The following is a 26,576-nucleotide window of genomic DNA, read 5'->3' as shown; positions in this document are numbered from 1 at the left end:
CCCCGGCTGGCAGGGCCGGCCTGCGTGCTTTGGCACAATGGCGGGTTCTGAGCCGGCCCTGCGGCAGCCCGCCGCCCCGCTTCTGCCGTCCCTTCCCCTGCACGCAAGATCCTGGATCCAGCCACCCATGATGAAAAAGCACGCCCTCTTCCCAGCACTTCCAGCACTCTCAGCCTTCCCAGCCCGCCCCCTGCTTGCGGCAACTGCCGCTGTGCTCGCGCTGTCTGCCCAGGCCTACGCGCAGAGCCCGGCCAAGCCCGCGGCGCCGAATGCCAGCACCGCAGCAGCCAGCGGATCCAGCACAGGTGCCGCCGCAGGCGCCAGCACGCCCGCCCAGCAGGCCGAGGCGTTTGCCAACATCTTCGCCACCACCTGCGCCAAGTACGCGTCCAGCCTGGGCGCGCTGCGCACCAAGCTGGCGCCGCTGCCCACCATGCCGGCCGACAAGGCCGCGTACTTCCTGCAGGGCCAGCCCGGCAAGGTCTGGCCGGTGCCGGACCCGCATGGCAGCTTCGTGGTCGCCATTCCTGACGACAAGAACCTGTGCGCCGTGTATGCGCACCGCACGGGCGTGCCGCAGACACTGGCCTGGTTCAAGAAAATGGCGGGCGAGGCGCCCGTGCCCATGGTGTCGCGCCAGGTGCAGGACTCCAAATCTGCCAGCCCCCAGAACGGCACGGCCCACACCATCGCTTTCGAATGGGCGGCGCCCGACAGCACCAAGCGCGTGCTGTACAGCCTGACCACGTCGGCCTCGCCCACGGCCGACCTGCAGGGGCTGGCCAGCGTGACCTTCGCACCCTGATGCCTGCCGCCATGCAAGGGCGGCCACCCGCAGGGACCGGCGGCCTGGAACACCACCGGACCGCCGCAAAGCACCGTGCCGTCCTGCACCACTGGCTGGCCCCCTGCGTGGACACGCTGGGCACCCACTACCGGGCCGCGACGGCCAGCGCATGACGGCGCCCTGCCCGCACTGCGGCACCACCACCATCGCCTTCACCCCGGTCGAGGCGCAGTTCGAAGCCGTGGTGCGCGCGCTCGCCAATGGCTCCAAAACCCTGGCCGCCGGCGAGTTCAGGTACTTCGCCCAGTGCACCGACGCCGAGGCCACGGCCTGGGTGGCGCACCTGCTGCACTGCGCCCACGCCTGGCCCCAGGCCGGGGCGGACGAAGCCGTTCTTGCGCAGGTGGAAGCCGCCTTTGCCGGCGTGGACAAGCCCGATCACTTCACCGACCGCACGCACTGCGACGAGTGCCGCGAGCACGACGACACGCTGCGCGCCCGCACGCGCGGCACTTTGCGCCGCCAAGACCTGGGCAACGCGGGCTGGGACCCGATCACGTTCTCCAGCGCCGACGGCATCGGCTACTTCTTCCCCGCCCTGGCGCGTTTTGCGTTGCTGCCCGACGTGTGGCCCCAGCACAGCTGGTATGCAGACCAGTTGGTATTGCACCTGGCCTGGGACGGCAGCGACAACCGCTTGCTGGCCTGGTGCAACCCGGCGCAGCGCAGTGCCGTGCATGCGCTGCTGGCGCACCTGGCGGCCACGCGCGGGCAGGCGGCGGTACATCACCAATTCGACGAGGAACTGCAGGCCGCGTTGACGGCGTGGCAGCCGCCCTCGGCATGACGCCCGGCAAGGCTGCTGCACCGGCGCTAGGGTTGCGGTGGAGAACGCGGAAGGGCGGACACAATATGCGTTCCATTGTTGACAAGGATTTCCGATGACAGGTGTGGTGCTGGGCAAACCCAACTTCGAGGCCCTGAGTGCGGCCGAATTCACGAAGCTGCTGAACGCGCTGATCAGCGCCGGCTACGTGTCCCTCGACACCCTGCGCCCACAGATCGATGCCTTCTTCAAGAGCGACCTGACCAACAGCCCGCGCACGCCCGAAGAAGACGCCCAGGTGGACCCCGACATCGTCGGCGACCACTTCTACGACCTGTTCCAGACCATCACCTTCCGCACGGTGGACGAGGTCGTCACGCACTACCAGACCTACCAGAACCGCTCATTGCCTTTTGCGACGGATCTGTACGACTGGTCCACCATCGAAGGCGACTACGGCTACAAGCTGGCCCGGCCCGCCGGGCACCCGGTGCGCAACCTGATGGAGTTGGTCATCGACGCAGCCCGCGAAGGCAATGCCCTGCTGAAATGGGAGAACGCGCCCATGCCCGAGGTGTCGTTCATGTGCCTGTGCCAGTTCGGCATCTTCATCAACCTGCGGCCCTGCCCGCCGCGGATGGTAGAACTCATTCCCCGGCAGCCCCGCTATGCGCAGGTGCGCGAGCTGCTGGCGGGGGTGTTCGGCATGGCTCCGCAGATCTACGCCCAGGACGAAGCCTGAGCTGCCGTTCGCTGCGATGGCAGACGAGGCAGGGGCCAGCCAAGGCGTTCTTCAACCCCTGGCTGGGTCCGCCATGTCCCGGTCCAGCAGGCAGTCGATGAAGGCGCGCAGCGGCGCAGGGCTGTGGCGCCGGCTCGGGTGGTACAAAAATAGCCCCGGCCGGGTGATGGACCAGTCGGCCAGCACCTGCACCAGCTCCCCGCGCGCCAGGTGCGCGTCCACGCGCTCGCGGTCGAACGCGTAGGCAATGCCCAGGCCCTGCACGGCAGCGGCCACGCCAATGTCCGAATGGTTGGTGGTCACCGGGCCGGCGACGGCAATGTCGTGCCGCTTGCCCTTCTTGGCAAACTCCCAGCGGTAGGCCGTGCCATCGGCCTGCAGCCGCCAGTTGATGCAGGCGTGCCGGTGCAGGTCTTCCGGGCTGTGCGGCGCGCCATGCTGCGCCAGGTACTGCGGCGATGCCACGGCCACCATGGGCACATCGGGCGTCAGGCGCACGGCGACCATGTCCTTCTCCAGCCGGCCGCCCACGCGGATGCCGGCATCGAAACGGCCCGCGACGATGTCGCTCAACTGGTCGTCGACCACGATGTCCAGCACCACGCCGGGGTGCAGGCGGTGAAAGCGCGCAAGCCGCGGCGCAATGACCTGGCGCGCCGCCATGCCCAGGGTGTTGATGCGCAGGGTGCCGCCCGTGCGACCTGCGGCCGCGCTGGCCTCGGCCACCGCCTCGGCCATCTCGCGCAGCAGCGGCGCCATGCGCCGGTACAGCTGCTCCCCGGTGGCCGTGGGCGCCACGCTGCGCGTGGTGCGGTTGAGCAGCCGACTGCCCAGCCGGGTTTCGAGCTGGCGGATGGTCTGGCTCAGGGCCGAGGGCGATAAGCCCAGGTGCTCTGCGGCGCGCGCAAAGCTGGCCCGCTCGATGACCGCGGCAAACGCCTTCAGTTCGGCAAATTCGGCTCCACGCATTATGGTTTGCTTTCTACATAGCCCATGAAGATTCTAGGCGATTCACTAATGGATGCAGGGCGCGCATCCTCGGGGCTCAACCACCACCAAGGCACCGCACCATGAGCTCCCTGAACCTCCCCGAACCCATCGCCGCCTACTTCGCTGCAGACGCCCAGGGCCCTCACGCCGTTGCCCGCTGCTTCACCCCACAGGCCATCGTCCAGGACGAAGGCCACACCCACCAGGGCCGCGAGGCCATTGCCGCGTGGAAGGCCGGTGCATCGGCCCGGTACAGCTACACCACCGAGCCCTTTGCGCTGGAATTGCAGGGCGACGGATCGCAGCTCGTCACCAGCCGGGTGGCCGGCAACTTCCCCGGCAGCCCCGTGGACCTGCGCTACCGCTTTCGGCTGGAACGTGGCCTGATCGCATCGCTGGAGATCACGGCATGAGCGGCTTCGACCTGCAACTCCAGGGCCTGCGCGCCCTCGTCACGGGCGGCACCAAGGGCACCGGTGCCGCCGTCGTCCAGGGCCTGCACGATGCCGGCGCACGGGTGATGGCCACGGCTCGATCCGCGCCCGCCCAGGGTATCGAAGGCGTGGCGTATGTCGCGGCCGACCTGTCCACCGCCGAGGGCGCGGCCCAGGTCGCGCAGGCTGTGCTGCAGCGATGGGGCGGCATCGACATCGTCGTCCACGTACTCGGCGGTTCCAGCGCACCGGGCGGCGGCTTTGCCGCGCTGAGCGACGAGGTCTGGCAGCAGGAACTGAACCAGAACCTCCTGCCCGCTGTGCGCCTGGACCGTGCGCTGCTGCCATCCATGCTGGAGCAAGGCTCGGGCGTGGTCGTGCACATCAGCTCCATCCAGCGCCTGCTTCCGCTGCCCGAATCGACCACCGCCTATGCGGCGGCCAAGGCGGCCCTGTCCACCTACAGCAAGGCCCTGTCCAAGGAGGTCACGCCCCAGGGCGTGCGGGTGGTGCGCGTCTCGCCCGGCTGGATCGAGACCGAGGCCTCCGTCGCATTCGCCGAGCGCTTGGCCGAGCAGGCCGGCACGGACTACGAAGGGGGCAAGCGCATCATCATGCAGTCGCTGGGCGGCATCCCCCTGGGCCGGCCCGCCCGGCCGCAGGAGGTGGCGGACCTGGTGTGCTTTCTCGCATCTCCGCGTGCGGCATCGATATCGGGGTCGGAGCACGTGATCGATGGGGGGACGGTTCCCACGGTTTAGTACCATGGCGATATGGTCCACCCTGGCTCACCGCAAGCCCGCGCGCTGCAGCACGTGCATGCGCGCAGCGGTGAAGCCACCGGCGCGCTGCTCGACCCCGCATCGCGCATCACCCTGCAATTCCACCCGGACCGCTGGCACCAGGGCCGGCCATTGCTCCAGGCCCTGCGGGAAGACGGGCGCTACCGATCCCAGTTCGAGACGCTCACCAGCAACGGCGGGCTCACCGCGCACGAGGGCGGCGACCGGTGGCACTGGGAGAGCCGCATCTTTGGCGGTGCCTACGACGGCGCGGCCCCTGGCGAGCGGCCCAAGTACGGCGCGCTGAACTTTCGCGCCCGGCCCACGGGCGCGGCACCACGCTTTGGCTCCTCGTACCTGCGCCTCCAACCCGAGGTGCTGCAGCGCGCCACGTTCTGCTACCCCGACAGCGTGTTCGGGCCGCAGCACTTCGGCACGGCAGCCCAGGCCGCGCAGCTCCTGGCGCTGGCCGAAGCAGGCAGCCAACCCGATCCGCTGGACCGCTACATCGAAGCCCATGTCCACGGCCCCGTGCTGCTGGCGCGGGATGTGGAGGCACTGGTGCTGGACCCGTGCTTTCGCGGCAGTCCTCTGGAGGAGTGGGCGCACCAACTGCCCTGCCCCATCGAGTGGCATGCGGGGTTTCGGCTGGAGGTGGAGACCTTGCTGCGGCACCCGGACTACCGGGGCGCCGCCATTGCCGCGCTGGGCGCGCAGATCGCGCGGCACGGTGTGCTGACGCCGGCCGCTATCGGCGATGCGGTGGCGTCAGGGCAGCACGATCCGCAGGCGCTCAAGAAGGTGTGGCATTGCCTGGCGCGCTTTGGCGACCTGTCGCAGGCACCAGGGGCTTGATAGGCAGGGCACGCCCCTCACGGCACCCGGTCCCCATCCCGTATCTGCGCCACCACGCCGTTCTGCAGCCGCACCACCGACATGAAGTTGCCCGGGCCGCGGTGGTAGGTCCACTCGTCCACGTACTCGCACTGCTCGGTGACTATCTGGCGGGGTGCCTCGCGCGGGTGCAGGGGCACGGTCCACAGCACGCGGGGAATGCGGATGCACACCGTGTCGGTGGCAAAAGGCTGGCCGCACTTCAGCACCAGGCTGGCGCGCGACTCGCCCACGCCCACCAGGCGACCGCCGCAACCCAGGCCCTGGGCGTTGGCCTGCTTCACGGGCGCCAGCATGCCCGCGGTGGCAATGGCCGCCAGGACCAGGCACGCGGCACCGCGTGCAAGCCGTTGCGACGACACGAGGAAACAGGTAGTGGGTGGGAGCATGGTCGTTTGGATGCGCATCACGCGCAAAAATTTGGCACACAGAGCACACGCCGCAACGAAAAAGGCCCGCACATGGCGGGCCCTTGCGGCGTCAGCGCCCTGCAGGTTCAACGGCTGAACACGCAGGCGGGTTGACGGCCGGTACTTACTCGGCTTCGATCTTGGAGGTTTTCACCACCGTGGCCCAGTTGGCCAGCTCCACCTTGGTCTTGTCGCCCAGCTGCTGTGGCGTCTGGTAGTCAGCCGTGGCTCCCTGCTCCTGCGCCTTTTGCTTGAAGGCGGCGCTCTGCACCACGCTGCGGATATCGGCCGCGAGCTTGTCGATCACGGGCTTGGGCACGGCAGCGGGGGCGAACACGGCGAACCAGGAGGTGGCGTCCACCTTGGGGTAGCCGGCCTCGGCCGTGGTGGGCACGTCGGGCAGGCTGGGCAGGCGTTCCTTGCCGGTCACGGCCAGCACGCGCAGCTTGCCGGCGGCAATGTGGGGCATGAAGGGCGGCGCGGTGCCGAAGGTCAGGTCCACCTGGCCGCCCAGCAGGTCCTGCAGCGCGGGGCCGGTGCCCTTGTAGGGCACGTGCACCATCTTCACGCCGCCCTGCTGCTCCAGCATGGCACCGGTCACGTGCTGCAGCGAACCGTTGCCCGACGATGCGTAATTGAGCTTGCCGGGGTTGGCCTTGGCGTAGGCCACCAGCTCGGCCAGGGTCTTCACCGGCAGGTCGTTGCGCACCACGATGATCTGCGGGGCCGAGATCACGTTGGCCACGGGCTGGAAGTCGGTCTGCTCCCATTGCTTTTGCTTGGTCAGGTGGGGCGAGATGACGTGGTAGCCCGAGTACTGCATGAGCAAGGTGTAGCCATCGGGCTCGGCACGTTTGACGGCGCTGGCCGCAATGGCGCCGTTGCCGCCGCCCTTGTTGTCGGCAATGACCGACTGGCCCAGCACCGGACCCAGCGCCTGCGCCAGCATGCGCGCCGAGAGGTCGGTGGTACCGCCTGCGGCCGTGGGCACGACCAGGGTGACGGGCTTGGCGGGGTAGCTGCCGCCCTGCGCGAAGGCGCTGCCGCCGAGGCTTGCGGCCAGTGCGGCCACGGCCAGGAGGGTGAATTGTTTGCGGGTGGTGGTCATGAGGGATTTGTCTCCGTTATCTCAGTTGTGTCAGTTGCCAATGAATTTCGAAAGGGGTGCACGGGCGTCAATCCACTTTCGCGCCCGTGTCCTGAACCACCTTGTGCCAGCGCGCCAGGTCGTCCTTGACCAGCGTGCCCAGTTGCGCCGACGTGCCCTTGAAGGGTTCGCAGCCCACATTGGCCAGCTTGTCGATCACGTCCTTGTGGTCCAGCGCTTTGGCCACCTCGGCCTGCAGCTGGGCCACCACGGCAGGCGGCGTGCCGGCAGGGGCGAACATGCCGTACCACGGCGTTTGCCCAAAGCCTTTCAGGGTCTCGCCCATGGTGGGCGCATCGGGCAGCGCGGCCACGCGCTTTTCGTTGACGACGCCCAGCACCTTGAGCTTGCCGGCCTTAATGAACGCAATCGACGAGGGCAGGCTTTGCACCGACAGCGGCACCTGCCCGCCCACCACGTCGGTGGCGGCCGCGGCCGAGCCCTTGTAGGGGATGTGCTGCAGCTCGATGCCCGCGGCCTTTTGCAGCATCTCACCGATCAAATGGTTGAGCGTGCCGTTGCCGGCCGAGGCGATCGCATACTTGCCCGGGTTGGCCTTGGCCACGGCGATCAGCTCGGCCATGTTCTTGGCCGGGAAGGACGGGTGCGCCACCAGCACATAGCCTGCCGTGGCCAGGGGCGCCACGGGCTCGAAGTCCTTGACCGGGTCGAACCCCGTGCTCTTGTACAGCCAGGGGTTGATGACCTGGGCGCTGTCGGCCGTCACCAGCAGGGTGTAGCCGTCGGCTTTGGTCTTGGCGGTGTAGGCCGTGCCCACATTGCCGCCCGCGCCGGGGCGGTTGTCCACCACCACGGGCTGGCCCAGCTGCTCGCCGAGCTTTTGCGCCAGCACCCGCGCAATGGCATCGTTGGCGCCGCCTGCGGCCTGGGGCACGACCACGGTGATGGCCTTGCCCGGGAACTTGCCTGTGTCCTGCGCTGCGGCGGTGAATGCGGCGCCGCACAGCAGCGCGGCGCACAGCACCCTGCGCGGCAGATGGAAATGGGATCTCGAATCGCTCATGGTCTTGTCTCCTGTCGATCGTCTTCTTTGAATGAACCAGAACAGTGGCTGCAGTGGGCGGGCTAGGTGGTGCGCCCTCCCCCCGCCAACTCCTTCTCGCGCGCCAGCGCCCTTTCCTTGATGGCCGCGAAATCCCCCGGCACCGGGTGCAGCGCCAGGCGCGGCCCGGCCGCGGCGATCTGGCTGGGGATGTCGTGGCCGATCAGCGCGGGCAGGCGTTGCGCGGCGGCCAGCAGGCGCGGCAGGTCCACGCCAGTGGCATAGCCCATGCATTCGAGCGCGTGCACGATCTCCTCGCTGCACACATTGCCGCTGGCGCCGGGCGCATAGGGGCAGCCGCCCAGGCCGCCCAGCGATGCGTCGAAGCGGTCGGCCCCGGCATCGATGGCGGCCAGCACATTGGCCAGGCCCATGCCGCGCGTGTTGTGGAAGTGCAGGGTGAATTCCACCCCCGGCCAGCGCGCACGCGCCGCCGCGGTGAGGGCCGCCACCTGCGTGGGGTAGGCCATGCCCGTGGTGTCGCACAGCGTGACGCCGCCCACGCCCAGATCCACGAAGCGCTGCACCCAGCCGAACACGGCCTCGGGGGCGACCTCGCCCTCCATGGGGCAGCCGAACACGCACGACAGCGATACGTTGACCGCCACGCTCGCGGCCTGCGCCGTGGCCACCACCTGGGCCAGCGCGGCGAAGGAATGCTCCTGCGTCATGCGCAGGTTGGCGATGTTGTGCGTGGCGCTGGCCGACATCACCAGGTTGAGCTCGTCGGCACGCGATTCGATGGCGCGCTCGGCCCCGCGCACGTTGGGCACCAGGGCGGTGTACACGGTGCCGGTGCGGCGTGTGATCTCGCGCATCACCACCTCGGCATCGCGCAGCGCCGGGATGGCCGTGGGCGAGGTGAACGAGGTCACCTCGATCTTGGCCAGCCCCGCATCCGACAGCGCATTGGCCAGCGCGATCTTGTCCTCGGTGGGTACGAAGGCGGCTTCCATCTGCAGGCCGTCGCGCAGGCCCACCTCCTGCATGTGGATGCGCTTGCCCGCGCCAGCCCATGCGCCAGATTGTGGGGTTACGGCACTCATTGGATCACCCCCTTGCTGCGCAGCAGCGCGATCTGTTCGGCCGTCAGGCCCGCCTCGGCCAGCACGGCATCGGTGTCGTCGCCCAGGTGCGGCGCACTGCTGCGGATGGAGCCGGGCGTGGCCGACAGCTTGGGCACGATGCCCGGCACCTGCACGCTGTAGCCGTCGCGCGTCTGCTGCGTGAGCAGCATGTCGCGGGCGCGGTAGTGCGGGTCTTCGGCAATGTCGCGCGCGGTGTAGACCTTGCCTGCGGGCACCCGGGCGGTGCCCAGGGCATCGAGCACCTGCTGCACGGTGAGCGGTGCGCTCCAGGCGCCGATGGCGGCGTCGATCTCGTCCACGCGCGCCACGCGGCCGGCGTTGTCGGCCAGGTCGGGCGCGGCGCCCAGGTCGGGCCGGCCGATGGCCTGCATCAGCCGCTTGAAGATGCTGTCGCCATTGCCCGCCACCAGCACCCAGCCGTCGGTGCAGGGGTAGGCATTGGACGGGGCGATGCCCGGAAGCGCGCTGCCCGCCGCCTCGCGCACGGCGCCAAAGGCGCTGTACTCGGGGATCAGGCTTTCCATCACGTTGAACACGGCCTCGTGCAGCGCCACGTCGATCACCTGGCCCTGGCCGCCGTTGACCTTGCGGTGGTACAGCGCCGTGAGCACGCCGATGGCGCCATGCAGCGCGGCCAGCGTGTCGCCGATGGACACGCCCACCCGCACCGGCACGCGGCCGGGCTCACCCGTCAGGTGGCGCAGGCCGCCCATGGCCTCGCCGATGGCACCAAAGCCCGGCAGGTCGCGGTAGGGCCCGGTCTGCCCGTAGCCCGAGATGCGCAGCATCACCAGGCCGGGGTTGATGCGGTGCAGCTCCTCGGGCGACATTCCCCAGCCCTCCAGCGTGCCTGGGCGGAAGTTCTCGATCAGCACGTCGGCCTCGGCGATCAGCTGGCGGGCGATGTCCTGGCCCTCCTTCTGGCGCAGGTCCAGCGCCACGGAGCGCTTGTTGCGCGACTGCACCTGCCACCAGACGGAGGTGCCCTCCTTGATCAGGCGCCAGTTGCGCAGCGGGTCGCCTGATTCAGGCGCTTCGATCTTGATGACCTCGGCACCGAAGTCGCCCAGCGTCTTGCCGCAGAAGGGGCCGGCGATCAACTGGCCCATCTCGATCACGCGCACGCCCTGCAGGGCGGCAGCGGTAGGTGTTGCACCCATCGTTTTCTTGTCTCCAATGTCGCAGCCTGCGGGATCAGGCTTGCCTGTGTTGCCCCGCATGATGCGCAAAGAGCCCCTGTGGGCAAAACGCTCTTATGACAGCCCGCCATCGCGTTTCAGCATGGCAGTTAACATCCTATGGATGAAGCTCGACCCCGTCTCCCTGCGCCTGTTCGTTGCCGTGATGGAAGAAAGCACCATCGCCGCCGCCGCCGCGCGCGAGCACCTGGCCGCATCGGCCGTGAGCCGGCGTCTGGCCGACCTGGAGGATGCCCTGCACGTGGCGCTGTTCACCCGCAGCAACAAGGGCACCGAGCCCACGGCCGCGGCCTATGCCCTGTTGAACCTGGCACGCGGCGTGCTCAACGACCTGGACGGCATCGCCACGCAGATGCGCGACTACGGCGCCGGCCTGCGCGGCCATGTGCGTGTGGTGGCCAACATCTCGGCCATCAGCCAGTTCCTGCCGGCGCAGCTGCAGAGCTTCATGGCGCTGCACCCGCAGGTGGACGTGCGGCTGCAGGAGCAGATCAGCACCGCCATCGCCCAGTCGGTGGCCGAGAACGCGGCAGACGTGGGCATCCTCAACCACGGCCACTATGGCGACCGGGTGGTGCAACTGCCCTACCGCACCGACGAGCTGGCCCTGGTGGTACCGCGCGACCACCCGCTGGCGCGGCGCAAGTCCGTGCGCCTGGCCGACGCCCTGCCCTACGACTTCGTGGGCGCGCACCCGGGCAGCGCCATCAACAACCAGCTGACCAAGGCCGCATCCGAGGCCGGGCTGCCGCTGCGCCTGCGTATGCAGGTCACCAGCTACGACGCGCTGTGCCTGCTGATCGCCGCCGGCCTGGGCGTGGGCGTCATGCCGCGCGGCAGCGCCGCGCTGTACAAGGGCAGCCAGCCCATCCGCGTGGTCACGCTGAACGAGCCCTGGGCGCACCGCCAGCTGGTGCTGTGCGTGCGCTCGGAAGAGTCGCTCTCCAGCGTGGCGCGCCTGCTGGTGGACCACCTGCGCGCGCCCGCCGAGGACGGGCCTGCCGCATGACGCCCCCTGCCCTGCCCCCGTTGCAGTGGGACGTGTTCTGCCAGGTCATCGACAACTACGGCGACATCGGCGTGTGCTGGCGCCTGGCCAGCCAACTGGCCGCGCGCGGCCAGCGCGTGCGCCTGTGGGTGGACGATGCCTCGGCCCTGGCCTGGATGGCACCGGCCGGCCACGCGGGCGTGGAACTGCGCCCGTGGGGCGGCACGCCGCCCGCCGCGCACGAGGCCGCGCCCGACGTGGTGGTGGAGGCCTTCGGCTGCGAAATCCCCGAGTCCTTCCTGGCCTGGGCCGTGGGCCGTGCGCCAGACCAGCGGCAACCGGTGTGGATCAACCTCGAATACCTCTCGGCCGAGTCGTACGTGGAGCGCAACCACCGCCTGCCCTCGCTCATCATGTCCGGCCCCGCCCGGGGCTGGACTCGCTGGTTCTTCTACCCCGGCTTCACCCCCGCCACGGGCGGCCTGCTGCGCGAGCCAGGGCTGCTGCAGCAGCGCCCGCCCGGCTTTGCCACCGCCTGGCGCGCGGCCCAGCCGCCATCGGCGACAAAGCCCGGGCGCTGGATGTCGCTGTTCTGCTACGAGCCCCCTGCCCTGCCCGAGCTGCTGGCCCAGGCCATGCGGCCCGGCGCCGTGCCCACCCGCCTCCTGGTCACGCCCGGGCGCGCCACGGCGGCCGTGCAGGCCGCACTGGCCACCTTGCCGGCGGACCATGGCGCGCTGCAGCTGCAGTACCTGCACGCCACCGACCAGCAGGGCTTTGACGACCTGCTCTGCGCCTGCGACTTCAACGCCGTGCGCGGCGAGGACTCGCTGGTGCGCGCTCTCTGGGCCGGCCAGGCCCTGGTCTGGCACATCTACCCGCAGGACGACGGCGCCCACCATGCCAAGCTGGCGGCTTTTCTGGACTGGCTAGGGGCCCCGGCCTCGCTGCGCGACTTCCACGCCGCGTGGAACGGCATCCCCGGCCACGGCCCGCTGGTGCTTCCGGATGGTGAAACCCTGGCCGAATGGACTGCCTGCATCCAGGCGGCACGGGCGCGCCTGGCAGGTCAAAGCAGCCTTGTGGACCAGTTGGTAGGTTTTATCCTGGAAAAAAGGTAAAATCCAAGGCTTTGCGCAAATAACAGCGCGGCACCCCGGTGCCCGCACCCCGCGCAATCCCGCCGCGGAACATGCGCCGGCCCTGCAGACCTTGCAGCCAGTGCGTTGAGCGGCCCCCAACCCAAGCAACCAAACTGCTATGAAAATCGCTCAAGAAATCCGCGCCGGCAACGTCATCATGCACGGCAAGGACCCCATGGTCGTCCTGAAGACCGAATACGCCCGTGGCGGCCGCGGTGCAGCCACCGTGCGCATGAAGCTCAAGAGCCTGATCGGCAACTTCGGCACCGAAAACGTGTTCAAGGCCGACGACAAGATCGACAACGTGATCCTGGACAAGAAGGACTGCACGTACTCCTACTTCGCCGACCCCATGTACGTCTGCATGGACACCGACTACAACCAGTACGAAGTCGAAGCCGAGAACATGGGCGACGCACTGAACTACCTGGAAGACGGCATGGCCCTCGAAGTGGTGTTCTACGACGGCAAGGCCATCTCGGTCGAACTGCCCACCAGCGTCGAGCGCGAAATCACCTGGACGGAACCCGCCGTCAAGGGCGACACCTCCGGCAAGGTGCTGAAGCCCGCCAAGATCGCCACCGGCTTCGAAGTGCCCGTGCCCCTGTTCGTCTCGCAAGGCGACAAGATCGAAATCGACACCCGCACCGGCGAATACCGCAAGCGCGTGTAAGCAATTCCGGCGGCCCAGGTGGGCTGCAGGTGCACAAAAGCAAAAGGCTTCCCGAGGGAAGCCTTTTTTGTTTCTCCATGGCGTTGGGCAGCCCGGCGCATGACATCGATCAATTCCCTGCTGCTGAAGCCAGCATCCCAGCAACGCGCGACATGTCACGCGCCGTGGGCCGGAGCCAGCCCAAAAGAAGGCCAGCAATAGGGGCTAACGATAGGACCAAAGTCGGAAACGTTTCGTAAGCCTATTTACTTTCTGGTGAAAAATCGAAACATGCACCATCACTGTCGGTCAAAAGCCGGACGCATCGCCCTATAGCAGTCAACAGCGCCCTGGCACCGCCCGCTCTGCGGACCTCTGCTTCGCGCCAGAAACAGCCAACCGGTGGTGTATCGCCGCCCCCCAAGCGACAGTCCCTGAATCTGAGAGGAGCCTATCCAATGACCACGCACATCGACCGGTACATCCTCCAAGGCACCCCAATGGCGCCCCATATCGTCTTTGTCTTCAACGATCTGCACGATTGGCAATCTCTGGCAGTTGCGGCCCCAGAGGGTACGGAGGTGGTCGTGCTCGATGGCTGGGGCGATGGCTTGGCACAGATGGCGGCGCACCTGCAGGGGCGCAGCGGCATCCAGGCCATCCACCTGCTCAGCCACGGTGCGCCGGGAGCCTTGCTCCTGGGTCGACTGAAGCTCACCCACGCCGACATCGAGGACCACGCGCTGGCGCTAACGGTTATTGGCGCAGCACTTGCAGACGGCGGGGACATTCTGCTGTATGGCTGCGAGGTGGGCGCCAACGAAACAGGTGCCGAGTTTGTGGAAGCACTGGCGCTGGCGACTGGGGCCGACGTGGCGGCGTCGACCCGCCCTATCGGCGCCGCACACCTCGGCGGCACCTGGCAACTGGAGCGTCACCATGGTTTGATCGAGGCAGCAAGCCTCACCGGGCTCGATGCCTACGCAGGAGTCCTGGCAACGCCCGCCAGCGAAAGCTTCGACAGCGTGGCGGTCGACGGAACCGGCCGAAGCCAGGGGACCACCGGGGCCGCCCGCCCCATCAACGACTGGACCTTCTCCCTGCTCAATGCGGCAGGAACCCTGGACTCTGGCAGCTACGTGGATGTCACGCGCCTGACGGGCGACACTTCGCTGGCCAACAACACAAGCGACAAAGCGGCATTTTTGAACGGCACGTACACCGGTGGCAGCAGTACCCAGGCCGCAGGCGTATTGAAGGCGACCAGCGGAGAAGAGTTTTCTTTCGTGTCCATCACGGTGGAAAACGGCGGCGGGGCCAACACCTACCGGCTGGTTGGCTACCTGAACGGCAGCGCAGTATCAGGCGCCACGCAGAACTTCACGGCCCCGGCCTATGGCAGCAACACCGTGGTGTCGGTCTCGGGCTCCCAATGGCAGTATGTGGACGAAGTGCGGATCGTGCAGCAAAACGGCGCTGCCGATATCTCGATCTACATCGACGATATCGTGGTGGCGGCTGCGGTGCCACCCAACGCAGCCCCCGTCAACACCACCAGCGGCGGCACCACGGCCTTCACCGAAGGCAACAACGTCACCAGCACGCCTGTGGTCATCGACAGCGGCATCACGGTCACCGATGCGGACAACTCCACGCTGGCCAGCGGCAGCGTGTCCATCACCGGCAATTTCCAGATCGGCCAGGACGTGCTGGCCTTCACCAACAACCCGGCCACGATGGGGAACATCACGGGTAGCTACAACAGCGGCACGGGCATCATGTCCCTGTCGTCCTCAGGCGCCACGGCCACCCTGGCGCAGTGGCAGGCGGCCCTGCGCTCGGTCACCTACACCAGCAGTTCCGAAACCCCCAACACCGGCAACCGCACCATCAGCTTCCAGGTCAACGACGGCACGGTCAACAGCAGCGCAGGCACCAAGACGGTAAGCGTGGCCGCGGTGAACGACACGCCCGTTGCCACCGCCAGCGGTGGCACCACCGCCTTCACCGAAGGCAACAACGTCACCAGCACACCGGTTGCTGTCGACACCGGCATCACCATTTCTGACCTGGACAGCTCCACCCTGTCCACTGCCACCGTGTCCATCACCGGCAACCTGCACAACGCCGAGGACGTGCTGGCCTTCACCAACAACCCGGCCACCATGGGCAACATCAGTGGCAGCTACAACAGCGGCACGGGCGTGCTCTCGCTCTCGTCGGCCGGGTCTACGGCCACGCTGGCGCAGTGGCAGGCGGCTTTGCGCTCGGTGAACTACACCAACAGCTCCGACGCCCCCAACACCAGCAACCGCACCATCAGCTTCGTAGTGAGCGATGGCAGCACCAGCAGCAGCACCATCACCAAGACCGTGAGCGTGGCTGCGGTGAACGATACGCCGGTGGACTCCACCTCGGGCGGCAGCACCGCATTCGTGCAGGGCAACAACGCCGCCAGCACGCCCGTGGCGGTGGACAGCGGCTTTACGGTGACCGATGGCGACAACAGCGCGCTGGCCAGTGCCACGGTGGCCATCACCGGAAATTTCCAGAGCGGCGAGGATGAGCTGGCTTTCATCAACAACCCTGCCACCATGGGCAACATCAGCGCCAGCTACAACGCCGCCACGGGTGTGCTCACGCTCACCTCTGCAGGTGCCACGGCGACTGTTGCGCAATGGCAGAACGCTCTGCGCTCGGTGACCTACACCGACACCGCCATTGCACCCAATACCGTCACCCGCACCATCAGCTTCACCACCCACGACGGCACGGCCGATGGCAACACGGCCACCAAGAGCGTCACGGTGACAGCGACCAACCAGACCCCGATTGCCACGGCCAGTGGCGGCACCACTGCCTTCACCGAAGGGGTCAACGTGACCAGCACGCCCGTGTTGGTCGACAGCGCCATCACCCTCAGCGACGCGGACAGCACCACCTTCGCCAGCGCCACGGCCAGCATCACGGCCAATCTGCACACGGCCGAAGACGTGCTGGCCTTCACCAACAACCCGGCCACCATGGGCAACATCAGCGCCAGCTACAACAGCGGCACCGGCGTCCTGTCCCTGTCATCTGCAGGCGCCACGGCCACGAAGGCGCAGTGGCAAGCCGCGCTGCAGTCAGTGACCTACACCAACAGTTCGGACAATCCCAACACCGCCAACCGCACCGTCAGCTTCGTCGTCAATGACGGATCGACCAACAGCACGGCCACCACCAAGACCGTGAGCGTAGCTGCGGCCAACGATGTGCCGGTGAACACCAGCTCGGGAGGCAATACAGCCTTCGTCACCGGTGACAATGCCCCCAGCACGCCCGTGGCGGTGGACAGCGGCTTCACCGTGACCGATGGCGACAACGCCACGCTGGCCAGCGCCACGGTGGCCGTCACCGGCAACTTCCAGAGCGGTGAAGACGAGCTGGCCTTCACCAACAACCCGGCCACCATGGGCAACATCAGCGCCAGCTACAACGCCGCCACCGGCGTGCTGACGCTCACCTCCGCCGGTGCCACCGCCACCTCGGCGCAGTGGCAGAGCGCGCTGCGCTCGGTCACCTACACCGACACCTCCACCACGCCCAATGCGGCGAACCGGACCATCAGCTTCACCACCAACGATGGCACGGCCAACGGCAACACGGCCACCAAGATCGTCACGGTGGCTGCGACCAACCAGACCCCGATTGCCACGGCCAGTGGCGGCACCACCGCCTTCACCGAAGGGGTCAACGTGACCAGCACGCCCGTGGTGGTCGACAGTGGCATCACCGTCACCGATGCGAACAACTCCACCCTGGCCAGCGCCACGGTGTCCATTACCGGCGGTCTCCAGACCAGCGAAGACCAACTGGCCTTCACCAACAACCCGGCCACCATGGGCAACATCGCCGCCAGCTACAACAGCGGCACCGGCGTCTTGACCCTGTCGTCTACAGGTTCCACGGCAACGAAGGCGCAGTGGCAGGCCGCGCTGCAGTCGGTGACCTATACCAACAGTTCCGAGAGCCCCAACACCGGCAACCGCACCGTCAGCTTCGTCGTCAATGACGGATCGACCGACAGCACGGCCACCACCAAGACCGTGAGCGTGGCCGCTGTGAACGACACACCGGTGGACACAACCTCGGGAGGCTCCACCGGCTTCACCGCGGGCAGCAGCGGCAGCAACCCGCCTGTGGCAGTGGACAGCGGCTTCACCGTGACCGATGGCGACAACGCCACCCTGGCCAGCGCCACGGTGGCCATCACCGGCGGCTTCCAGAACGGTGAGGATGAACTGGCCTTCACCAACAACCCGGCCACCATGGGCAACATCAGCGCCAGTTACAACGCCGCCACCGGCGTGCTGACGCTCAGCTCCGCTGGTGCCACCGCCACCACGGCCCAGTGGCAGAACGCGCTGCGCTCGGTGACCTACACCGACACTTCCACCGCGCCCAATGCGACCAACCGGACCATCAGTTTCACCACCAACGATGGCACTTCCGACGGCAATACGGCATCGAAGCTGATCGCCATGAACGTGGACATCACGAACCCCACGGTCACGTCGGTCACATCCACCACGGCCAACGGCAGCTATGCAGGGGGCAACGTCGTGGTGCAAGTGGTCTTCAGCGAAGCCGTCACGGTCACCGGCACACCGCAACTCACCCTGGAGACGGGCGCTGTCGACAGAGTGGCAAGCTATACCGGTGGCAGCACCACCAACACGCTGACCTTTACCTACAGCATTCAGCCAGGCGACAACAGCGCAGACCTCGACTTCCAGAGCACAACGGCGCTGGCCCTGAACGGCGGCACGATCAAGGATGCGGCTGGCAACACCGCCACCCTGACGCTCATGGCCCCTGGGTCGCCCGGTTCACTGGGCGCCAACAAGGCCATCGTCATCGACACCCTGGCACCTACGCTGGCCTCCAGCATGCCGCTGGACAATGCAACGGGAGTGAGCGCCTCAAGCAACCTCACGCTGACGTTCTCGGAGAACGTGACTGCCGCCGAAGGCCTGGTGACACTGCGCAAGACCAGCGACAACTCGCTGGTCGAGCAGTTCAACGTCACGAACGGAGAGGGAAGCCTGGGGGGCACGGTGAGCATCAGCGGAAGCACCCTGACGCTCAACCCCCATGGCGACCTGGCCTACAACACCGACTACTACCTGCTGGCGGACTTCGGGATCGTCAAGGACGGCGTGGGCAACTATTTCGACGAGATCATCAGCCCCACCGCACTCAACTTCACGACGGGATCCGCCCCCGCGCCCGGTGACGGCGGCACGCCCCCCTCGACCACGGTGGACGGCGTGCCCGTCACCACCCAACCCGGCCCCGGCGGATCCACCGTGACCACCATCCCGGTGGTCACGCCTTCCCGCCCGGACGCCCCTGGCACTCCCACCCCACTGGCCGACATCCCCCTGGTCACGGGCTCCGGTGGCCGGCCCATCGTCTCGGTCAGCGTGCCCACGGGCGTGGGCCTCTCGGCCGAAGGTCTGACAACCGCGACCACCGGCTCTGCGGCCCTGGCCGAACTGGGTCTGCGCATCGAGCGGATCACCGGCAACAACCCCGAGCTGACCAATGCCGGCCAGGTGTTCTATGCCACCCTGGCACCCAACGAGCCGCTGTCGGTGCAGATCCTCAAACCCACCATCGGTGCCGGGTATGACGGCTCACAGCCCCTGGTGATCAATGGCAGCTCCAACCCGGCCGATGGCAGGCAGGCGGTGATCGTGGATGCGCGTGCCCTGCCCGCGGGCACGGTGATCCAGGTGGACAACATCGAGTTCATCGCCGTGGTGGGTGCCGTACGCATCGTCGGCGGCGTGGGCCAGAACGCGGCCAGCGGTGACGGTGCAGCCCAGTGGATCGTGCTGGGCCCGGACGACGACATCATCCACGGCGGCGGCGGCAACGATGTGGTGGGCAGCGAGGCCGGCGATGACCAGGTCTATGGCGATGCGGGCGACGACATCGTGTTTGGCGGTGCAGGCAACGATTTGCTCTCCGGCGGCACTGGCAGCGACAAGCTCAATGGCGGCACGGGCTTCGATGTCGCGATCCAGGAAGGGGCGCGTACCGACTACACCGTGACCCTCGAAGGCGCTGGTATCAAGCTGACCCATACCGCTTCGGGCGTGTCCGACTGGCTGGTCGATGTGGAGCAGGTGCGGTTTGCGACCGGACCCAGCCTGACGGTGGCGCACAGCGCTGCGGAAGAAGCCGGGGCCTATCTGTTCCAGAAGTGGCTGGGGCGCGATCTGAACCAGGGCGAGGGGGCCATCATCCAGAGCCTGACGGGCAAGACCGCGCTGGAGGTGGCTACGCTGTTCGCGCAGTTCTTCCCGACGCAAACTGCTGGCAAGACGGCTGCGCAACTTCTGGAGGGCATGGCCAGTGCGGGCGCCATTCGCGTGGATGCCATCCGCGAAGTCACGGTGACCGGGGACGGCGGCAACAACACCATCAGTCCGACGCTGGGCCTGGCGCGGTATGTCGATGGCGGTGCGGGCACGGATACCGTGGTGATCCCAGCCACTCTGGGCCAGACCCATGTACAGCACAACGCCAATGGGTCCTTCACGCTACAGCGCATGACCGATGGGGCGATGCTGGATGTGACACGGGTGGAGCGTGTCAGCTTCAGCGACACCAGGCTGGCGCTGGACCTCAACGGCAACGCCGGCCAGGCAGCCAAGCTGCTGGGGGCCCTGGCCGGGCCCGGCATGCTGGCCAACAAGGGCGTGGTGGGCGAGGTGATCCGCCTGCTCGATGCCGGGGCCAGCGGCCAGACCATCGCGGGGCTGGGGCTGCAGATCTTGGGGGCGAGCACGCCCGCGCAGATTGCGCAGACGCTGTGGACCAGCATTGTGGGCCGCGCGGGCACGGACGGCGAGCTCAAGCTGCTCACCGACATCATGGCCGGTGGGGTGTCCGCTGCCGAGCTGGTGGTGATGGCGGCCAACCTGGACGCCAATGCGGTGCGCATCGACCTGGTGGGGCTCACGGCCAAGGGGATTGAGTTCGCCTGACGGCGAGGGGATCGAGTTCGCCTGAAGGTACGGCCGGCCCCGGCAGCTTTCCAAGGGCCCTGCGCAGTCAGGTCCATGGAATTCTTGCAGGCGTCACAATACCGGCGGACAATTCCGCCATGGACCTGTCTGCCGATCTCCGCGCACTCCTTCCCCGCTGGCGCATCGACGGGGCCGATCTGCTGCCACCCGAGGAGACCGCGCAGATCGAGGCCCTGTTTACCCAGCTGGGCCAGCCCGCCACCCCCGAAGTGCTCACCCTGTACACCACCCTGGGCGGCATGGCGACCATGGACGGCGAGTTCTGGCGCCTGTGGTCGCTGGACGAAGTCAGCCGCGCCAACCAGGGGCAGCATTCTGAATGGGGCGTGCAGTTTGCAGACTTCCTTACCCACAGCCACGTCTTTCGGCTCCGGACCACGGACAGCGGCCAGTCGGAAGTCTTTGCCGACCCCCTGCAGCCTGGCAACCCACCCGTGCGCGTGGCGGCTTCGCTCAGCGAGTTCTTTGCCCTGTACCGGCAACGCCCGGACCAGGCGCTGCAGCGCTGACCTGATTCCCTCACCAAGGCCTGCGCCCTTCCAAAACGGCATGCCTGTCGCGCCAGGTCACGCCCGGTGCCAGCGCAGCCTGCCCAGACCGGCGCCAGGCTCCCGATGGCAATTCACTTTTGTAATAAAAATTACTTTCTGGTAATAATCAGCTGAGCAGCTGGTCGACTACAACAACGAGGCGCCTGCCCCTTGCGGCGGCCCTTTCCACATGCACCTGCGGGTGCCCGCTGTGACCCCGCGCCGGGAGCGCGCGCAGTTCTCGTGACGAATCCTGCCAGGCCTTGCGGCCCGGCCTGGATCGCGCGCGCCTTCCCGACCCCACCGACAACAGGGCGGCTCTGCACCAGCAGAAAGAATGGGCCGCCCCATCCCCGAGGAATAGCCCATGACCCGCCACGCCATCGACCAGCACCACCAGCCTCAGGGCGCTTGCGCATCGCCGCAATCCATGGTGTTTGTCTTCGATGACCTGCACGACTGGCAGACCCTGGCGGCCGCCGCCCCCGCCGGGGCCGAGGTGGTGGTGCTCGATGGCTGGGGCGATGGCCTGGCGCAGATGGCCGCCCATCTGCAAGGGCGCAGTGGCATCGCTGCGCTGCATGTGCTGAGCCATGGCACCCCGGGCAGCCTGCTGTTGGGCAGCCTGCAGTTGACCACCGCCCTGGTGGCCGAACATGCGCAAGTGCTGTCCGACATCGGGTCGGCACTGGCCGAAGATGGCGATATCCTGGTGTATGGCTGCCAGGCTGGCGCAGGCAACGTGGGCGCCGACTTCGTGCAGGCGCTGGCGCTGGCCACAGGCGCCCATGTGGCTGCGGCCACCGACCTGGTGGGGGCTGCCCACCTGGGCGGCAATTGGCGGTTGGACCGGCAGCATGGCGCCGTGGGCACCGCACCGCTTTCGGGGCTGGCGCAGTACCAACAGGTCCTGGCGCCGCCTGCGGACCAGAACTTTGCTGTCGCGGCCGGACAGGTTGGCGGCGTCACCTCGACGTTGGACTACAACGGCGTCCGGTACACGCTCACTGGAGGATCGGGGTACGAACACATGGTTCAGAACCCAGGTGCCTTTTCACCAACCAACAGCACCTACCTGATGCTGGATACGGCCGGAATCGGGGCTGCGACCGTCACCGTCAGCGCAACCGATGGCAGCGCCTTTCGACTGAAGGGACTGAGTTTCCTCGTTGAGGAAAGCGTCATATCGGGGACGCCTTTTGTTGACTACACCCTCACTCCGCAGGGTGGCAACCCGCTGACTTTCACCACCGATACCAAGTACCAGCTTTACGACTTCTCTAGCAATACCGACTTCTACAACATAACCAGCTTCACCTTCTCGGCTACGGCGATAGGCTACCCGCAGATTTTCGTCTCGCTGGACGACATCGACTTCGATACCCCCATCATTTTCACCCTGCCGTCTCTTGCCGCCACTGGCGGCAACCCCAGCTTCACGGAGAACGCCAGCACCGTCGATCTGTTCAACACCGTCACAGCCGCCACCAACGACGCTGGCCAGACCTTCAAGGGCATGGTCCTCACAGTGAGCAATGTCACCAATGGGAGCTCGGAGGTACTGACCATCGGAGGTACCGATGTCGCCCTGGTCAATGGAAACAGCGGCACCTTGACCGGCATCGGCAGCTACAGCGTCAGCGTGTCTGGAAGCACCGCCACGGTCACGGCAACGGGCATGACACGCACCGACGCGCAGATGGGCACCCTGGTCGACGGCATGACCTACCGCAACACCAGCCAGGACCCCGGCAATGCCAACCGCGTGGTCACGATCACCAGCATCACGGACAGCGGCGGCACCAACAACACCGCCTCGCCCACCCGCGTTTCCACAGTTTCAGTCACCCCTGTCAACGATGCCCCCACGGCCAGCGCCACGGGCAGTACACCCACCTACACCGAGAACGGCGCTGCCGTCGCCCTGTTCAGTGGCGCAGCTGTCGGCACGGTCGAAGCCGGGCAAACCATCACCGCCATGCGGTTCACCGTCACCAGCGTGGCGGATGGCGCGAACGAGCAGTTGGTGCTGGATGGCTCGCAGATCAGCCTGACCAACGGCAACAGCGAAACCACCTCGACCAACAGCATCGCCTACTCGGTAACCGTGGCGGCGGGCACCGCCACCGTCACGCTCACCAAGGCCGGCGGGGTCTCCGCGGCCACAGCCCAGACCCTGCTGAACGGTGTGACCTACCAGAACACCAGCAATACGCCCACCACCGCAGCCAACCGCGTCATCACGCTCACCTCCATTGAGGACAGCGGGAGCACGGCCAATGGCGGCATCGACACGGCCAGCCTGGCCATCGCCGCCACGGTCACCGTGGTGGCGGTCAATGATGCACCGACGCTCTCCGGCGGCCCGGCTCTGCTGACACCCACCGATGAGGACACCACGAGTAGCGGCACGCTGGTGTCCACCCTGCTCACCGGCCTGACCCACGGCGACGTGGATGGCCCAGGCAGCGGCGTCGCCGTCACAGCCGGCAGTGGCAACGGCACCTGGCAATACTCCACCGACGGGGTGACGTGGAATGGTGTGGGCTCCGTGAGCGCCTCGGCCGCACTGCTGCTCTCGGCCACCACCCAGGTGCGCTATGTTCCCGACAGTGCCAATGGCGAAACGGCCATCCTGACCGTGCGCGCCTGGGATCAGACCAGTGGCACCGCGTCCACCAATTCAACCCGCAATGTGGCAAGCACCACTACCAACGGAGCCACCACCGCGTTTTCCACAGGTACTGCCCAGGCGAGCCTCAGCGTGAGCAGCGTCAATGACCTGCCGGTGGACACCACATCCGGCGGCAATACCGCTTTTTTACAAGGCAACAACGTCGCCAGCACCCCCGTCGTGGTGGACAGCGGCTTCACCGTGACCGACGTCGACAACACCACCCTGGCCAGCGCCACGGTCGCCGTCACCGGTGCGTTCCGAAGCGGAGAAGACGAACTGGCCTTCACCAGCGTCTTCGGCACCATGGGCAACATCAGCGGCAGCTACGACAGCGCCACGGGCGTCATGACCCTGACGTCCGCAGGCGCCACGGCCACGCTGGCGCAGTGGCAGGTCGCGCTGCGCGCGGTCACTTACACCAACACCTCGGCCAGCCCCGACACAGCCAACCGCACCATCAGCTTCACCACCAACGATGGCTCGGTCGATGGCAACACCGCCACCAAAACCGTCACCGTGGCTGCCACCAACCAGACACCGATCGCCACGGCCAGCGGTGGCACCACCGCCTTCACCGAAGGTGCCAACACTGCGAGCACTCCGGTGGTGGTCGACAGCGGCCTGACCATCAGCGATGCCGACAACAACACCTTCGCCAGCGCCACGGTGCGCATCACGGGCAGTTTCCAAGCCGGTCAGGACGTGCTGGGATTCACGAACATCCCCGCCACCATGGGCAACATCAACGCGTCGTACGACGCTGCCACCGGCGAACTCACGCTGACTTCCAGCGGGGCGAGTGCGACCCTGCTGCAATGGCAGGCCGCACTGCGCTCGGTGACCTACACCAACAGCTCGGACACGCCCAACACCGCCAATCGCACCGTGAGCTTCACGGTCAACGACGGCAACTCCAGCAGCACCGCCGCGACGACGACCGTCACCGTAGCGAACCGCAACGACGCCCCGGTCAACCAGGCTCCCGCCACCCAGGCCACACCGCAAAACACCGTGCTGGTGTTCAACACCGGCAATGGCAATCTGGTCTCCATCAGCGATGCGGACAGCGGCGCTGGCAGCGTGAAGGTCACGTTGACCGCGACCAACGGGCTGCTGACCCTGTCCGGCACAACCGGCCTGGCTTTCCTGGTGGGCAGCGGCACCAGTGATGCCACCATGACCTTCGAAGGTACGCGGGCCGACATCAACACGGCCCTGAACGGCATGGGCTTCACGCCGGCCAGCGGCTACAACGGCATGGCAAGCATCCAGATCGCCACGGACGACCAGGGTCTGACGGGCACGGGTGGCAACCAGACCGATACCGACACCATCTCGATCACGGTGGGAGTGATCTCATCTCCCGGCCCCACTCCTCCACCGCCCACCACCGTGGACGGCGTGCCCGTCACCACCGAGCCCGGCCCTGGTGGCGCCACCATCATCACCATCCCGGTGGTGGTGCCCACCCGGCCCGATACCCCCGGCACCCCCTCGCCCCTGGCCGACATCCCCCTGGTCACCTCGCCCAGCGGTACCCCCATCGTCTCGGTCGGTGTGCCCACCGGGGTCGGGTTGCAGGCCGAGGGCCTGACCACCACGACCATGGGCTCTGCCGCCCTGGCCGAACTCGGGTTCCGCATCGAGCGCATTGCCGGCAACAGCCCCGAGCTGACCAACGCCGGCCAGGTGTTCTATGCCACGCTGGCACCCAACGAGCCGCTGTCGGTGCAGATCTTGAAGCCCACCATCGGTGCCGGGTATGACGGCTCACAGCCCCTGGTGATCAATGGCAGCTCCAACCCGGCCGATGGCAAGCAGGCGGTGATCGTGGATGCGCGTGCCTTGCCCTCGGGCACTGTGATCCAGGTGGACAACATCGAGTTCATCGCCGTAGTGGGTGCCGTGCGCATCGTCGGCGGCGTGGGCCAGAACGCGGCCAGCGGTGACGGTGCAGCCCAGTGGATCGTGCTGGGCCCGGACGACGACATCATCCATGGTGGTGGCGGCAACGATGTGGTGGGCAGCGAGGCCGGTGACGACCAGGTGTATGGCGATGCGGGCGACGACATCGTGTTTGGCGGTGCCGGCAATGACCTGCTCTCCGGTGGGATCGGAAGCGACAAGCTCAATGGCGGCACGGGCTTTGACGTGGCGATCCAGGAAGGGGCCCGCACCGACTACACCGTGACCCTCGATGGCGCGGGCATCAAGCTCACGCACACCACTTCGGGTGTCTCGGACTGGCTGCTCGATGTGGAGCAGGTGCGGTTTGCGACCGGACCGAGCCTCACGGTGGCACACAGTGCTGCGGAAGAAGCCGGGGCCTATCTGTTCCAGAAGTGGCTGGGGCGCGATCTGAACCAGGGCGAAGGGGCCATCATCCAGAGCCTGACGGGCAAGACGGCGCTGGAGGTGGCAACGCTGTTCGTGCAGTTCTTCCCGACCGAGGCGGCCGGTAAAACGCCCTCGCAATTGCTGGAGGGCATGGCTGCGGCAGGAGCGATTCGCGTGGATGCGATCCGCGACGTCACGGTGACCGGGGACGCCGGCCACAACACCATCAGCCCAACCCTGGGCCTAGCCCGCTTCGTGGATGGCGGTGCGGGCATCGACACCGTGGTCATCCCGGCCACGCTGGCGCAGACCCATGTGCAGCACAACGCCAATGGGTCCTTCACGCTGCAGCGCATGACCGACGGCGCCATGCTGGATGTGACCCGTGTGGAGCGGGTCACGCTGAGCGATACGAAGCTGGCGCTGGACCTCGCCGGCAACGCCGGCCAGGCGGCCAAGCTGCTCGGTGCCCTGGCCGGCCCCGGCATGCTGGCCAACAAGGGCGTGGTGGGCGAGGTGATCCGCCTGCTCGATGCCGGGGCCAGCGGCCAGACCATCGCGGGGCTGGGGCTGCAGATCTTGGGGGCGAGCACGCCTGCGCAGATTGCGCAGACGCTGTGGACCAGCATTGTGGGCCGCGCGGGCACGGACGGCGAGCTCAAGCTGCTCACCGACATCATGGCCGGTGGGGTGTCCGCTGCCGATCTGGTGGTGATGGCTGCCAACCTGGATGCCAATGCCACCCGCATCGACCTGGTGGGGCTCAGCGCCAAGGGGATCGAGTTCGCGTGATCAGAGAGGAAATC

At 67.3% G+C, this 26,576-nt stretch carries 19 protein-coding genes; 13 read left to right on the top strand and 6 right to left on the bottom strand.

The window, feature by feature from the left end:
* Positions 1-211: 211 nt before the first annotated feature.
* The 4 genes from AC07PA_RS22440 to AC07PA_RS22425 all read left to right on the top strand — a co-directional run bounded on the left by AC07PA_RS22440 (position 212) and on the right by AC07PA_RS22425 (position 2,355).
* Entirely contained in the window at positions 212-805 is a 594-nt protein-coding gene (locus AC07PA_RS22440) for an NMCC_0638 family (lipo)protein (RefSeq protein WP_494606418.1), read from the top strand.
* 11 nt (positions 806-816) lie between these two features.
* Positions 817-960, top strand: coding sequence for a hypothetical protein (locus tag AC07PA_RS22435; RefSeq protein ID WP_494655391.1), 144 nt, complete (start codon positions 817-819; stop codon positions 958-960).
* Positions 957-1,634, top strand: coding sequence for a hypothetical protein (locus tag AC07PA_RS22430; protein ID WP_494606420.1), 678 nt, complete (start codon positions 957-959; stop codon positions 1,632-1,634). The genes AC07PA_RS22435 and AC07PA_RS22430 overlap by 4 nt, the downstream gene beginning before the upstream one ends.
* Before the next feature lie 94 nt (positions 1,635-1,728).
* On the top strand, positions 1,729-2,355 hold the full coding sequence (locus tag AC07PA_RS22425; protein WP_494606422.1) for a hypothetical protein: 627 nt from the start codon (positions 1,729-1,731) through the stop codon (positions 2,353-2,355).
* 51 nt (positions 2,356-2,406) lie between these two features.
* Here AC07PA_RS22425 and AC07PA_RS22420 read toward each other — a convergent pair whose 3' ends face one another.
* Positions 2,407-3,324, bottom strand: a complete 918-nt coding sequence (locus tag AC07PA_RS22420) for a LysR family transcriptional regulator (RefSeq protein ID WP_494606424.1) — start codon at positions 3,322-3,324, stop codon at positions 2,407-2,409.
* 101 nt (positions 3,325-3,425) lie between these two features.
* Here AC07PA_RS22420 and AC07PA_RS22415 point away from each other — a divergent pair, with 101 nt between their 5' ends.
* Genes AC07PA_RS22415 through AC07PA_RS22405 form a run of 3 tightly spaced genes read left to right on the top strand, consistent with a single transcriptional unit; the run spans position 3,426 to position 5,416 of the window.
* Positions 3,426-3,758 carry a nuclear transport factor 2 family protein gene (locus tag AC07PA_RS22415; protein ID WP_494606426.1) on the top strand — a complete coding sequence of 111 codons (333 nt, stop codon included), beginning with the start codon at positions 3,426-3,428 and terminating at the stop codon, positions 3,756-3,758.
* Positions 3,755-4,540, top strand: coding sequence for an SDR family oxidoreductase (locus tag AC07PA_RS22410; protein ID WP_494606428.1), 786 nt, complete (start codon positions 3,755-3,757; stop codon positions 4,538-4,540). Before AC07PA_RS22415 ends, AC07PA_RS22410 begins: the two co-directional genes overlap by 4 nt.
* 12 nt (positions 4,541-4,552) lie before the next feature.
* Positions 4,553-5,416: a DUF3626 domain-containing protein gene (locus AC07PA_RS22405; RefSeq protein ID WP_494606430.1), complete on the top strand. Its 864-nt coding sequence runs from the start codon at positions 4,553-4,555 to the stop codon at positions 5,414-5,416.
* 17 nt (positions 5,417-5,433) lie between these two features.
* Here the strand turns inward: AC07PA_RS22405 and AC07PA_RS22400 are convergent, their stop codons facing one another.
* From AC07PA_RS22400 to AC07PA_RS22380, 5 genes are all read right to left on the bottom strand, one after another.
* Positions 5,434-5,844, bottom strand: a complete 411-nt coding sequence (locus tag AC07PA_RS22400; protein WP_494606432.1) for a DUF2845 domain-containing protein — start codon at positions 5,842-5,844, stop codon at positions 5,434-5,436.
* Positions 5,845-5,989: 145 nt separating this feature from the next.
* Positions 5,990-6,973, bottom strand: a complete 984-nt coding sequence (locus AC07PA_RS22395; RefSeq protein WP_494606434.1) for a Bug family tripartite tricarboxylate transporter substrate binding protein — start codon at positions 6,971-6,973, stop codon at positions 5,990-5,992.
* A gap of 67 nt (positions 6,974-7,040) precedes the next feature.
* Positions 7,041-8,036, bottom strand: coding sequence for a Bug family tripartite tricarboxylate transporter substrate binding protein (locus tag AC07PA_RS22390; RefSeq protein WP_494606436.1), 996 nt, complete (start codon positions 8,034-8,036; stop codon positions 7,041-7,043).
* A gap of 62 nt (positions 8,037-8,098) precedes the next feature.
* On the bottom strand, positions 8,099-9,121 hold the full coding sequence (locus AC07PA_RS22385; RefSeq protein ID WP_494606438.1) for a hydroxymethylglutaryl-CoA lyase: 1,023 nt from the start codon (positions 9,119-9,121) through the stop codon (positions 8,099-8,101).
* Complete coding sequence (locus AC07PA_RS22380) at positions 9,118-10,323, bottom strand: CaiB/BaiF CoA transferase family protein (RefSeq protein WP_471637449.1); 1,206 nt, start codon at positions 10,321-10,323, stop codon at positions 9,118-9,120. Before AC07PA_RS22380 ends, AC07PA_RS22385 begins: the two co-directional genes overlap by 4 nt.
* A gap of 142 nt (positions 10,324-10,465) precedes the next feature.
* On the opposite strand from AC07PA_RS22380, the gene AC07PA_RS22375 reads away from it, so the two are divergent.
* From AC07PA_RS22375 to AC07PA_RS22350, 6 genes are all read left to right on the top strand, one after another.
* The gene (locus tag AC07PA_RS22375) at positions 10,466-11,371 is read left to right on the top strand and encodes a LysR family transcriptional regulator (RefSeq protein ID WP_494606697.1); all 906 of its coding nucleotides are present in this window, start codon (positions 10,466-10,468) and stop codon (positions 11,369-11,371) included.
* Positions 11,368-12,471: an elongation factor P maturation arginine rhamnosyltransferase EarP gene (gene earP, locus AC07PA_RS22370; protein ID WP_494606440.1), complete on the top strand. Its 1,104-nt coding sequence runs from the start codon at positions 11,368-11,370 to the stop codon at positions 12,469-12,471. The genes AC07PA_RS22375 and earP overlap by 4 nt, the downstream gene beginning before the upstream one ends.
* A gap of 139 nt (positions 12,472-12,610) precedes the next feature.
* Entirely contained in the window at positions 12,611-13,165 is a 555-nt protein-coding gene (gene efp / locus AC07PA_RS22365) for an elongation factor P (RefSeq protein ID WP_007852467.1), read from the top strand.
* 437 nt (positions 13,166-13,602) lie between these two features.
* On the top strand, positions 13,603-20,184 hold the full coding sequence (locus AC07PA_RS22360) for a DUF4347 domain-containing protein (protein WP_494606443.1): 6,582 nt from the start codon (positions 13,603-13,605) through the stop codon (positions 20,182-20,184).
* Between the two features lie 119 nt (positions 20,185-20,303).
* On the top strand, positions 20,304-20,735 hold the full coding sequence (locus AC07PA_RS22355) for a hypothetical protein (protein ID WP_007857671.1): 432 nt from the start codon (positions 20,304-20,306) through the stop codon (positions 20,733-20,735).
* A gap of 388 nt (positions 20,736-21,123) precedes the next feature.
* A complete protein-coding gene (locus AC07PA_RS22350; protein WP_494606445.1) occupies positions 21,124-26,562 on the top strand; it encodes a DUF4347 domain-containing protein in 5,439 nt (1,812 codons plus the stop codon).
* The last annotated feature ends 14 nt before the right edge of the window (positions 26,563-26,576 follow it).

The organism is Acidovorax sp. GW821-FHT09B03 (genome assembly GCF_059418305.1).
The sequence above is the reverse complement of the archived record's forward strand: the minus strand, read 5'-3'. Positions and strand labels throughout refer to the sequence as shown.